General features: G+C 70.1%; 11 protein-coding genes and 1 pseudogene. 8 read left to right on the plus strand and 4 right to left on the minus strand.

Annotated features, from left to right (window positions below; all coding sequences use genetic code 11):
* Positions 1-428 precede the first annotated feature (428 nt).
* Positions 429-779 carry a hypothetical protein gene (locus tag FHS37_RS34945; protein ID WP_184828729.1) on the plus strand — a complete coding sequence of 117 codons (351 nt, stop codon included), beginning with the start codon at positions 429-431 and terminating at the stop codon, positions 777-779.
* Here the strand turns inward: FHS37_RS34945 and FHS37_RS34950 are convergent.
* The 3 genes from FHS37_RS34950 to FHS37_RS34960 all read right to left on the minus strand — a co-directional run bounded on the left by FHS37_RS34950 (position 772) and on the right by FHS37_RS34960 (position 3021).
* The gene (locus tag FHS37_RS34950) at positions 772-1380 is read right to left on the minus strand and encodes a DUF6461 domain-containing protein (protein ID WP_184828731.1); all 609 of its coding nucleotides are present in this window, start codon (positions 1378-1380) and stop codon (positions 772-774) included. The two genes, FHS37_RS34945 and FHS37_RS34950, sit on opposite strands and share 8 nt — an antisense overlap.
* A 311-nt stretch (positions 1381-1691) precedes the next feature.
* On the minus strand, positions 1692-2234 hold the full coding sequence (locus tag FHS37_RS34955) for an MOSC domain-containing protein (protein ID WP_184828733.1): 543 nt from the start codon (positions 2232-2234) through the stop codon (positions 1692-1694).
* A 73-nt stretch (positions 2235-2307) separates the two neighbouring features.
* Positions 2308-3021 (minus strand): hypothetical protein, encoded by a 714-nt coding sequence (locus FHS37_RS34960; protein WP_221500687.1) that lies wholly within the window; start codon positions 3019-3021, stop codon positions 2308-2310.
* Between the two features lie 103 nt (positions 3022-3124).
* Between FHS37_RS34960 and FHS37_RS34965 the strand changes: the two are divergent.
* The 3 genes and pseudogenes from FHS37_RS34965 to FHS37_RS34975 all read left to right on the plus strand — a co-directional run.
* Positions 3125-3599, plus strand: a pseudogene (locus FHS37_RS34965) (IS5 family transposase); the annotation flags it as partial.
* Positions 3600-4242: 643 nt separating this feature from the next.
* Entirely contained in the window at positions 4243-5406 is a 1164-nt protein-coding gene (locus tag FHS37_RS34970) for a ParA family protein (RefSeq protein ID WP_184828739.1), read from the plus strand.
* On the plus strand, positions 5403-6542 hold the full coding sequence (locus FHS37_RS34975; protein WP_184828741.1) for a ParB/RepB/Spo0J family partition protein: 1140 nt from the start codon (positions 5403-5405) through the stop codon (positions 6540-6542). Before FHS37_RS34970 ends, FHS37_RS34975 begins: the two co-directional genes overlap by 4 nt.
* 203 nt (positions 6543-6745) lie before the next feature.
* On the opposite strand, the gene FHS37_RS34980 is transcribed toward FHS37_RS34975, so the two are convergent.
* Positions 6746-7264: a hypothetical protein gene (locus tag FHS37_RS34980; protein ID WP_221500688.1), complete on the minus strand. Its 519-nt coding sequence runs from the start codon at positions 7262-7264 to the stop codon at positions 6746-6748.
* A 1266-nt stretch (positions 7265-8530) separates the two neighbouring features.
* Between FHS37_RS34980 and FHS37_RS34985 the strand changes: the two genes are divergently transcribed.
* From FHS37_RS34985 to FHS37_RS35000, 4 genes are all read left to right on the plus strand, one after another.
* Positions 8531-9622 carry a protein-L-isoaspartate O-methyltransferase family protein gene (locus FHS37_RS34985; RefSeq protein ID WP_229890184.1) on the plus strand — a complete coding sequence of 364 codons (1092 nt, stop codon included), beginning with the start codon at positions 8531-8533 and terminating at the stop codon, positions 9620-9622.
* Between the two features lie 160 nt (positions 9623-9782).
* Complete coding sequence (locus FHS37_RS34990) at positions 9783-10442, plus strand: M15 family metallopeptidase (protein WP_184828747.1); 660 nt, start codon at positions 9783-9785, stop codon at positions 10440-10442.
* A gap of 17 nt (positions 10443-10459) precedes the next feature.
* Complete coding sequence (locus tag FHS37_RS34995) at positions 10460-11071, plus strand: class I SAM-dependent methyltransferase (RefSeq protein WP_184828749.1); 612 nt, start codon at positions 10460-10462, stop codon at positions 11069-11071.
* A gap of 712 nt (positions 11072-11783) precedes the next feature.
* Positions 11784-11960, plus strand: coding sequence for a hypothetical protein (locus tag FHS37_RS35000; RefSeq protein ID WP_184828751.1), 177 nt, complete (start codon positions 11784-11786; stop codon positions 11958-11960).
* The last annotated feature ends 21 nt before the right edge of the window (positions 11961-11981 follow it).

Below are 11981 nucleotides of genomic sequence, written 5' to 3' on the forward strand. Positions count from 1 at the left end.
GTTCGACGGAGCACGGCCGGGGGCCGCCACCCGCACCGCGGGTGGCGGCCCTCACGGCGTCCACGGGCCTGCCGATCAGGCAACAGCCATGCCGACGCCGCCTTCACCGGCCCCGATCACCTGGTGCGCACCCTCCGGCACGGCATCGTCGGACGCTGCTTCAACCGGCTCACGGGCTTCCGCGGCATCGCGACCGGATACGGCGGGACCGCCATCCCGTACGAGGCGGCGGTCCCTCTCGCGTCGTTCCTGCTCCGGGCAGGACCTGTTCGGAGCAGGACCCTGGATCCCCGCCCCAGAAGGTCGCTGGAGCCCGTTCCCGTGGGCGCTGCCGCGCCGGACGGCGATTATCACGGCGTGATAATCCAGCCGGGGCGCCCCTCAGGTGTCCCGTCCCGGGCGAGTACGGGCAGCCTCGTCCTGGACGTGTGCCGGTCAGCCGCGTCGCGACCACGATCGTCGACGAGCCGGTGGGGCCGGGACGCGGGCAGGCGGAGAGCGATGTCCACCTCGTCGTGCGGGTCCTCCCCGTCGGCTTCCCGGGTTCCGCCGAGACCGTGCCGGGCTGTCTCACCGACGTAGGCACCGAGGGCGGACAGGCGCGGCCCCGGGTCGGTTGCGAGGAGGCCGCCGGCCACCGCGGTCCCGTGGACGCTGTGCTCGGTCAGGAAGCGCTCGGTGTCCGGCGTGCTCTCGGGCGTGAAGTCCGCGCGGTGGCCGGAGCCGTTCCCGGAGCCGTTCAGGGCGCGGGCGATCCAGGCCGCGACCGGGTCACCTGATCTCTGCGCTGCCGCAGGCGAACGTGGTTCCTCGGAGCAGTTCCGGTGTGATGCGGACGCCGGTCAGATGCTCGGCCAGAGCGAACGCCGCCGGTGCGGACAGGTCCTCCGCCGTGTCGGAGGTCCCCTCCCAGAACGGGAAGCCGATGTCGTGCATGGCCGGCAGGAGTTCGTCGGGGGTCGTTCCTCGTCGGCTGTCGGGGAACCCGGGCTCGAAGGCCAGGCGGTTCGTCGTGTCCTCGGCCCAGAGGAACGAGTCGACGCCGTTGATGTTGACGAAGTGCGAGACCCAACGGGTGCCGGCGGATGCCGGCAGGGCCTTCTCCTCGGTGACGCCGAGATAGCCGTTGGGCTCGACCAGCAGCGTCCAGTCCCCGATGGTCGTCATGGCGATCAGCTGCCGGGTGTCGTCGGAGTCCGAGAGGCCGAAGGCCGCCTCCACCACCTGCTCCGCCCCGGTCCGCGGGGACTCCTCGCGCCCCCGGAGACGGCGGAGGACCTCTGACGGCGGCAGGCGGTGCACCAGGGTGAAGCAGTACGCCTCTGCGAGCTCGGGAAAGCGCTCCTCGAACCACACGTAGTCGGCAGCGGTCGACGTCATGTCCGAGATCCTCGCCGATGCCACTGACATCGGTGGCCGAGGCCGGCCCGGCGGATCATGGTGACGGCAGAGTGCGCCCGTAGGCCACAGCGTCTTCCTGCTCCGGCTCGTGGACGGCGGGGCGCCGCCCCGGCCGCCGAACGCTTCCTGCGGGGGACGGAGCCGTACGGGGTGCCAGGCGGGCGGGGGAAGGCTTCTCCGAACTCCGCGCGGAGGACGGGACGAGCCGTGGCCGTGCGGGCCTGCTCGATCCGCACGCCCCGAGGACCCGCGCGGCCGTCGTCGATGTCACGGCCTGCCCGGCAAGCCGGTCAGACCCGGTCCAGGGGCCGGTGCGGTCCGCTGGGAAGTTCCACCTCGACGGTGTCGCCGGGGCGCACCACACCGCCTTCCCTCACGACGCTCATGATTCCGGCTTTGCGCACGACGTTCCCCGTCTCGTCACGGCCGACGACCTGCTTCAGCAGCCCGTCCTGGAAGTTGTCGATCTGCAGGCAGGGGTTGCGGAGGCCGGTGACCTCCAGGACCGCGGAGTCGCCGATGCGCAGCAGCGCGCCGACCGGCAGACCGAGCAGATCGATGCCGCGCGTGGTGACGTTCTCGCCGAGTTCGCCGGGCGCCACCCTGAACCCTTCTTCGCCGACCTCGTCGAAGAGCTCTTCGTGGATGAGGTGAACCTGGCGCAGGTTCGGCTGGGTGGGGTCCTGCGCGACGCGCGAGCGGTGTTTGACCGTCACACCGGCGTGCACGTCCCCCTCCACACCGAGCCCGGCGAGCAGTCTGACGCTGTCCCGGTTCGGCTTGGTGAACGAGTACTCCCCGTTGCTGCTGACCGCCGTCACTCTTCCGCTCATGCCCCGGAACCCCCCTCGTCGGTGACCGTGTCCCGCCACGAGCCTAGGGCCCGTCTTCAGACGATGGTGTGGTTCACCTGCTGAGGTTTGCCTGGCGCAGGACGCGAGGTGCGGACACGTGACCATCTCGAAGAACCGAGGCCTCTACAAGCACGGCGACATCAGCGGCCAGGGAACGACTGGCGCCGTTCTCGGCCAGCCAGCGGGCTGCGGCCACGGTGCCATAGGTTGACCAGCCGCCGATGAGCACGACGCGCCTGTCCGGGTTTAGGGGGTTCGCAGCTCGGACGATATAGCCGCAATCACGTACGACTTCTCCGTCTGCAGCGTCTCCGGTGTAGGCAGTCCCCTCCCAGGTGATCGCTCCTCCTCCCAGCCGGAACGGCAACGCCTCCGTCATGACCTCCAGGATTCGGCGGGCTGCCTCGTTGTTCTTCGGTCCGCCCAAGATGAGCAGGTCGTGCTCCATCTCGCTGCCCGGCAAGTGTGCCGACAGGCGGACCTTCTCCAAATCGAGGTCCCGATAGGCGTGGGTGAGAGAGGGAACGAGCACGGACAGCGCCCGGACCTGTCCCAGACCGGCTACAGGTCGCTGGTAACGGCCGGTGTCGACGTAGGAGGTGTCCAGAACGATGGAGAGTTCGCTTGCGTTCAGATAGCGCCACGTACGACGTGCGGGCAGCCGCTTGACCACGAGCCAGCGCACCAGGGTGCCGATCCCGGTGAGCACGGCGGCCACCACTGCACTGAGAATCTGCGAGCCCACAGCCCCCGCAATAACATCCATGGCGATCTCCCCCCCTCCGCGCGCCCAGACCTTGCCTGGGCCGCCCCATTGGATCATGGGCCGAACTGCCGCTCAGCCAGGGCAGAAAGAACAGGACGATCACGCCCTCGGTCGGTCCCGCGGAGGACTGACCACCAAAATTCACCCGGTCTGCGACGGCCGTGGTCGCCCCTGGCCGTGCTGCTCAGCCCGGGCCAGCACAACGACAGCCCGTGCGCCCACCCCTTACTGGAACGTATCCGCGTGCCGCGAATCGGCACGGCCGCCCCCGCTGCCGCCCCGACCACCTGATCGCGGACAGGGCCTACAGCTCCCGGGCCTACCTGCGCCGACGCGGGATCGCCCACACCATCCCCGAACGCTCCGACCAGAAGGGCGACCGCCTACGCCGTGGCAGCGTCGGCGGTCACCCGCCGAGCTTCGACCAAGAGATCTATCGGCGCCGCAATACCGTCGAGCGGTGCTTCCACCTGCTCAAAGGCTTCCGTGGCATTGCTACCCGGTACGACAAGACCGCCACCAGTCATGAAGCAGCGGTCTGCCCGGCCTCGTGCCTGCTCTGGGCAAGATCTCTTTGAAGACGGGCCCTAGACCCGGCCCCTCAACACACAGCAACGATCCATCGCGGGTAGGGCCGTCAGCCGACCAGCCACCGCACGTTCGCCGTCAGCACCACATCCGGCGTGCCCGCCCGTTGGACGTCCCGGCCCACCGCTCGTCAGACCGCCGCCGTCACAGCGCATCACGCCGCGTCCTCCGGCCCGTCCCACGACAGCCGGAACGGCTGCGAAGTCGTGCCCGTCACCGGCGGATCGAAGCCGAACGGCACCAAGGGGTCGCGCTCCGGCCACGATTCGTGGCCCCATGTCCGGCGCACGTCGCCGACCCGTACCAGCCTTACCAGCCGCACCGGTTGCCCTGACCGCGGAACGCCGGGAACCGGCGCCCGAGCAGTACGGAGCAGTACGGACTCGAACCGGACCGGCCACAGGCGCCCCGAAGACCCCCCGCTCACGGAGGAACCCGCCCACCCGTGACCGGGACGGAGCCGAGCAGGCCACAGAACGGCGGGACCGCCCACACACCGCGGAGACGGGACGGCCACGCCGGACGGCAACTATCACGGCGTGATAATCCAGCCGGGGCGCCCATCGGGTGAAACCGCGTCAGGACCTGCAAAGCGGGTGTCGTCACCTCTTCAGGAGTCAGTATGCTGACGTCATGGCTTCCCCTTACCCCGACGGAGACCGGGAAAAGGTAGCGTCCAAGCTGCCCTCGGCGCTCCAACAAGCACTCAAGGTCCGCGCCGCCGAGCTCAGCCTGGACATCCAGGACGCCGTCGAGGCGGCCATCAACGACTGGCGCGGCAGCACGAGCGGTGGCGCCGAAGTGGACACCGCCGGTGCGAAGTCGTTCTCCACGTGGCTTCCGCCAGGGCTGTACGAGCAGTTCAAGGAGACCTGCACCGACCGCGGCGTCTCCTACACCCAGGGCCTCGCCCAGTCGATCCGCGACTGGCTCGACGCGAACCCCTCCCCCCGGCACGGTGCCCGCGGGACCGATCCCGAGCGGAAGATCGTCGGCAACCAGAAGGGCGGGGTCGGCAAGACCGCCATCTCCGCCGGCATCGGCCAGGCCTACGCCGAGGCGGGCAAGCGCGTCCTCGTCGTCGACTTCGACCCGCAGGGGCACCTCAGCGAACAGCTCGGCGTCCCCCAGATCGAACCCAACCACGACAGCCTGGTCTCCCACATGTGCGGTGAGGGCAGCGGGGACCTGCGCGACCTCGTCGTGGAGATAGACGATCCGCGGTTCGAGAAGCGCCTGCACGTCCTGCCCGCCTGCTTCGACGGGTTCCTCCTCGACGCGAAGATCGCTGTCGTGGCGACGCAGAAGCGCGGCTTCCAGAAGGAAGCGGCCCTCGAACTGGCCCTGCGCCCCCTGGAAGCCGACTACGACGTCATCATCGTCGACTGCCCGCCCAGCCTCGGCATCGCCATGGACGCCGCCCTCTACTACGGGCGCCGGCGCCGCGGCGAAGCCGCCGGCGTCTCCGGGGTCATCATCCCCGTGCTCGCCGAGGACTCCTCCGCCACCGCCTACGGCATGCTCGCCCAGCAGATCGAGGACCTCTGCGAGGACCTCTCCCTCGAGATCGACTACCTCGGCCTGGTCGTCAACCTGTACGACTCCCGCCGCGGTTACGTCGCCACCTCGTCCCTGGACAACTGGAAGTCGCTCGGCGACCCGAAGGTCCTCGCCGTCATCGGCGACCTGAAGGAACAGCGCGAGGCGGTCCGCAAGCGGATGCCGCTGCTGACCTACGCGCCCCACAGTGACCAGGCCGAAGCCATGCGCCAGGTAGCGAGGGGAGCCACCCGTTGAGCAAGGCGGACACCCTGGGATCGGCACCCGCGTTCGGCGCGGCCCGCGGCGCCCGGTCCTCCCGGCGCAACCTCATCGACAAGACCATCGCCGGCGAGGAGGCGACCACGGCGGCCATCACCGAGCTGCCGGTCACCCTCATCAGCGACAACCCCGACAACCCGCGCAACCACCTGCGCAGCCTCGACGAGACGGTGCAGACCGTCCGCGAGCTCGGCATCATCATCCCCATCGCCGTCGCCACGGTCGACGCCTACCTGCGCAACCGGCCGGACCGCGCCGACGACCTCGACGACGGGGCGCAGTACATCGTCGTCGACGGCCACCGCCGCCTCGAGGCCGCTCGCCGCGTCGGCATGGCCACCATCCCGGTCCGCGTCGACAACGGACGGGTGGCCACCGACGAGTCCCTCCTCGAGGCCGCGTTCGTCGCGAACTACCACCGCGACGACATGACGGACCTCGAGGAGGCCCACGCCCTCAAGACCCTGGTCGACTACTACGGCTCCCAGACCAAGGCGGCCAAGCGGCTGGGCATCCCGCAGAACACCATCTCCAGCAAGCTGTCCCTGCTGAAGCTCACCCCCGAGCTCCAGAAGGACCTGGTGACCGGGGCGCGGAAGGTGGAGCACGTCCGTAACCTCGGCAAGCTGTCCCCCGAGGAGCAGAAGGCCAAGGCGGACGAACGGGCGGAAGCGGCCCGGAGGAAGGCGGAGGCCCGGCCGCAGGAGGCCGTCGAGCGCGTCGAGCGCGTGGAACGTGTCGAGCGTTCAGCGGGCCCCGCCGATTATCACGGCGTGATAATCCCGGAGGCGCCCGCCGGACCGGCCGCTCCGCCGACTCCCCCGCCCCGGCCCGGCGCGGCCGCGCCGTCCGCCGGGCGCGAGCAGGCCCCCGAGCCCGTCCCGGAACCGCGCACCGGCGGAGGGGGACCCGGGACGGTGAACACAGAAGCAGCGCAGCCCAAGCAGCCGAAGCGACTCCCCTACGACGACGCCTTCTACTGCGTACATCATCTCCACCAGAAGATGACGCCCGAGACGTTCGTCCAAGGGGCCCGGGTATGGATGGACATCCTGCGGGAGCAGCACCCGGACGAGTACAAGGCCCTGCTGACCGAGCTGGAAGCCCGGTAGCGGAGGCGTCCAACAACCCCGCTCGCCTCCCTTCACGGGGGCGAGCGGGGTTGTGCGAGGTGCTACGAAGAGACGGCCTCGGCAAGTGCCACGCTCGCTGATGAGGATCCGTGAAAAGGCTCTGACCGTAGTTCCGTGAAGCCGCAGGTCGGGCTCCGGGGAACGCCCATGCCCTGGAAGCCGGCCGGAGGAAGGGGGCCACGCTAGAAGGGAGGCTGCCAGTCGCCCCAGCGCGGCTTGTGGCCGGGCGGGGGCCAGGATCCCGTTTCACCCGGATGGAGCCACAGGCGGCCCTCCCGTTCACGCTCCGGAATCGCGCCTTCCCAGTCGTCGGTGCACCGGTCGGCCCAGGTCCGGCCCACCATGACCGGCCGGGTCACCACGCCGCCGGCGACCTCCTGCACCCGCACCACCAGACCGAGCCCGTCGACTCCGGGGTTCCCCCGCGGACCGTAGGACACATCGAGCACCTCACACCCATGAGCGTGAGAGAGGAACCGTCCCAGATCGGCTGGGACGCAGGCGGTTAATTTTCTCCCCCAGAGCGTCACCTGCGGTCCGTGGACCGCGTCGGCCGCGACGCAGAACAACCAGCCGTCGACGAAGTAGGCGTACACGGCAGACTCCGCACGCCTCGTGCCGAACTCCACGCCCCGGGTCTTCCGAAACGGGTCAGCGCGGAACCGACGCAGCGACCAAGCGACATCGATGTTCATCGACATCGATCATGAAGAATCGGTGTCCGTTGACTCTTGAGACGACGTCGAAACGACATCCCCGGAGAGCGACACGGCCAGCTGGCGACCCTGCGGATCGTGGATCCGTCGGGAGGCGTGCCCTGATCGATGACCGTCCAGTGGTCCCGGCAGCCCCTGGCCGCGGTCCGCCCGCAGCCCCGAGTATCTGCTGACGACGGCAGGCTCCGGGCCGGAGAGCAGCCCTGCGAGGTACGACTCGCGGAGGCCGTACCGCACTGAGAGACACTTTGGCGGGCTCTGCGTCACCACCCGGCGAGACGCGAACCAGATGGGGTGGGAGAACTGGCGGCGGCAGCAGAGCATGCCGGTTCCGTGAACCGCCGCCCTCTGCCCGCTGTCAGCCGGCCGCAGGCCTCTCCTGGCGGACATCCCCCGCCGCAGCGCGCCCCGAGAAGCCCGACGGCAAGTGAAACCACGGCACACGGCGTCATGCCGACCGCCAGAACGGTCCGGCACACGGGGCCCTCCTGTACCAGGGCGATGAAGAACACCGAGCGCCATGCGGTCACGGTGCCGGTCACCACTGTGGCGAGGAGCAGAGGGACGGTCAGATGCCGAGGGCTGATGAACCGGAACACGCGGTGATGGCTGGTGGGAACGGACAGGGGGAGTGAGGGCGTGGCAGATCCGTACGAATTCCGCCATCGCGTCCACGGCACCGCCTGCGAGGAGAAAGCCGGTAACGCCGAACAGCTGAATCCGGTTAGGGATGCGGGTGCGTGAGGATCCCCGCCGGATCCCGCCCGGTTCGGTGATGCGCACGGAGGGGGTGGGGAAGCGTGTACGCCACGTGTCTGGCCGCAGTGAGTTCCCCTGATGCGGAAGTCACGACGACGAGGAGGGACCGGGTGCCCAAGGTGCAAGCCGCTCACGCCCCACATGACCGTGCCGGACACCTCCACCCACGCACAGGCCGGTGGTGGGACGACCCCGAGCAGACCGAACCGATCAGCCCCCGCACCCGGCACGCCGGTGAACAGATCCTGGCCGGTCACCCGTACTCCGAGAGGGGGCGGTGAACAGGTGACCTCCCCGAACACCGGATCCGCTCATACCGCCCCGGCTTTCGGGAGCCCGGCACGAGCCGAAGGAACCACAGCCGCGCCGCCGAGCCGCATGCCGGACCCTGCTGCAGCGCGGGCCGCGATGGTCGATCGACTCGAGACCGAAGGCGCTCTGCATCCGGGTCCGGTCCGCGAAGCCCTGGCGGTGCTCCCGAGGGAGGTGCTGATGCCGCAGGCCTACGTGCGGCGCAGTGCCGTCGGCGAGACACCGCGGTGGGACCTGCTGGACTGGTCGGACCCGCAGGACCGCCCCGAACTGCTGGAACTGCTGTACGGCGGGGGCAGCGTGCTCGTCCAGCACGACGGCGAGCCGCTCCTGGGCCGGGCGCGCGGGTCGCGGACGGGAGCGTCGATCACGTCGATGTCCACGGTGATGAGCCTGACCGCCTCGCTGCTCGAGGAGCTGGGTCTCGGGCCCGGGAAGCGAGTCCTGGACGTGGGCACGGGCACGGGGGTGACCGCTGCGGTGGCCTGCCAGGTCTGCGGCGACGGTTCGGTGGTCACTCTCGACCGGGACCGGCCTCTCACCGAGGCGGCCGCGGTGCGACTTGCCGACCTCGGCTTCCGGCCGACGGTGGCATGCGGACCGGGCGAGGAAGGTTTCCCGGACCGGGCCCCGTACGACCGGATCTTCGTGTCCTACGCGGTGGAGCACGTGCCGGCCGCTCTCGTCGATCAGCTCGCTCGCGGGGGGCGACTGCTGGTGCACGTCACCACCGCGTCCCCGTCGTGGCCCGCCCTCGCCGTCGTCGAGCGCACCCTCGACGGGCAGTTCCGCGCTGAGCTACGGGCGGGGGGGTTCGCGCACTGCGCGGGGCACGGCCTGGAGCGGATCCTCCTCACCGAGGAGTTCCGCAGCCACCTCGCCTCCGAACCGGGCACGTGGACGCAGCAGAGCACGCTGGCCCTGCCCGCGGACACCGACCGGGGTTTCTGGGTGGCGGCCGATCACCTCCTCGGCGGCAGCCTGGTGCGGGACTTCGCAGCCGAGCACCTGGTGATCGGCGCGCCCTCCTGCGGTTCATGGCTGCGCGTCGAGCCGGCGGGCCACCGACGCTGGAACGTCACCGTTCGCGGGCCACGGGACATCTGGAAGGAGCTTCAGGACCTTGCCGCTCTGTGGCGGGCAGTCGGTTCTCCCGACCGCTACCGTCTCCTCTTCGCGCCGGACGGCGGGCAACGGGCGGCGTCGGAGTGCGGACGTCTGTCCTGGCAGCTCCTGGAACCCCCGCTGCCCTATGAAGGAGCCATCTTGTGATCTCCCCCGCCGATCCTCTGGCCAGCTCCCCGCCGGGGCGGGAGACCTTGTCGTCCACGACCGTGTGCTCGGGTGCCGTGGCAGAGGCCCACCGACCCTGTGGAGCCGTCCGCTTCGACACCCGGAATCGAGGGACCGAATGAGCGGCAGCGTCGTGTTGATGTCCGACCGGAGGGTGGCGGCGATCCCCGTCCAGGAGTGCGGCGAGGTCCTCGTCGACGTCCGTGTGCGCGGCCTGCGGGCCGACGCCCGCAAACAGGACCCGGCCGGAGCCTTCGCCCACGTGCGGCGAGGAGTCCTTACCCGACTGCTGCACGCGCAGTCGCTGCTGCCCGCCGGGGTGTTCCTCCTCTTCGTGGAGGGGTACCGGCCGCCGTCCCTGCAAAGGCGGTACTTCGAGGAGTACTCCGACAAGCTGGCCCGCAGCCACCCGGACTGGCGGGCCGCGCAGATCCGCGAGGCCGCCAGCCGTTTCGTGTCGCCCCCGGAGATCGCCCCGCACTCCGCCGGCGCGGCCGTCGACGTGACACTGATCGACCACTCGGGCCGCGAATTGGACATGGGCACGCGTGTCAACGCCTCCCCCGAGGAGTCCGACGGCGCCTGCTACACCGACGCCCCCGGCCTCAGCGACCGGGCCCGCACGAACCGGGCCACGCTGGGTGCCGCGCTGTCCGCGGCTGGACTGGTCAACTACGGCACGGAGTGGTGGCACTGGTCGTACGGCGACCGGTACTGGGCGCTTCAGACCAAGCAGCCGGTCGCCCCGTACGGGCCCGTCGAACTGTCACAGCAACACCGCCGCACCGGCAACCTCTGACACACGAGGAGCGATCCGTGGGATACACCCGGACCGACTGGTCCGAGCACTACAACGCCGGCCGCGACTTCCGGCAGCTCGGGAACGAGGAGAAGAGCTTGCTCGTCAAGCATGCTCCGGCTTCCGTGGGAGGCAGGGCGCTGGACGTCTGCTGCGGCACCGGTGAGCTGGTCGCCTTCATGGCCTCGCTGGGCTACACCGTCGACGGCGTCGATTTCGCCGAGGGCGCCCTCGTGCGTGCGCGCACACAGCACGCCGAGACGGAAGGGGTGCGCTGGCTCTGTCTGGACATCGAACACGACGACTTGGACGACCTCGCCGAGGACGGCTACGACCTGATCACCCTCCGCCTCTGCATCGCCTTCATCCACGACCGCACCCGCCTCCTGCGCCGTCTGTCCGCGCGGCTGAGCGAAGGCGGAACGCTTGTCGTCGTCACTCCCGTCGTGGCGCACACACCCGAGGAACGACGTCACATCGCCCTGGACGACAACGAGCTCGCCATGCTCACGGACGGGTTCGGAAAGGCCGAGCGGTTCGACGCCCAAGGCCTGGCAGTGCTGCTGTTGGAGAGCCCGGAAGGGACGTCCCCTGCCGGGGAGAAAGGGCAACCCGATCCGCTGCCCTGACCGTCCTCGGCTGTCGTTGGACATGAGAACGCCGGCGGTTCGGACACGAGGACCGTCAGTGGTCAGGCCGCGTCCGCCCTGCAGTTGACTGCTGCGCGATTTCCTCCGCAGTGCGAGATCACACAGTTCGGCTCCGTCTCCGCCCCGCTGACTGACTGGATGGCTGCCTGCCGCCTCGACGTGAAGAACCTCACCGACTGAGGGAGCCGCACTGTGACCAGCTACTACCGGCCCCCGCGTCACCCGGGTCGCGGCCGGGGCGCGGAACTTCGCCGCCGTCGACACCACGCTGGCGTGGTTCGCCTGGGAACTCGCCGACCTCCTCGGCGTCCACGAGACCGACATCAGCCTGGGCGTCCTGCCCCGCTACCGCGACAAGCGGAAAACCCCCGAGCCCGCTCCGGGGACCAACATCGACGCCCTCGCCCACGCTGGCCGCCTGCTCACCGCCGACTTCCTCGCCGAGTCCCTCGGCCGGGACGCCGACCGCGTCACCGACGCGATCGAACACGTCTGGACCCACCCCCACCTCGCTGACCCATGTGCTCTGCGGCGTCCTCCCACTTCACCCTCACCTCGAGGACCGACGTCCTCACCGACCGGCAGACGAACTGGATCCACCCCGACAACCACACCGAGTCGTGGCGGCATCCCAACGACGCCCACTACTGGCCGCTGCAACGCGGCGTTCTCAGCGAGCGGGACAGCCGCCGTGCTGTCCCGGGCGTTCTACGAGGGCTCCGTCTCCACCGACGCCAAGGAGCCGACCGCGGCCACCGTCGCCGGCCTGCTCGATGCCGGGCTCCTGGTCCGCGCAGACGACGGGACCGCCGTGCTGGCCGACGGCGTCCGGTACGGCCCCCGCCTCACCGACGCCGGTCCCTGCTGACATACCTCACGGCAAAGCCAC

The organism is Streptomyces griseomycini (assembly GCF_014203535.1).
GTDB lineage: Bacteria > Actinomycetota > Actinomycetes > Streptomycetales > Streptomycetaceae > Streptomyces > Streptomyces griseomycini.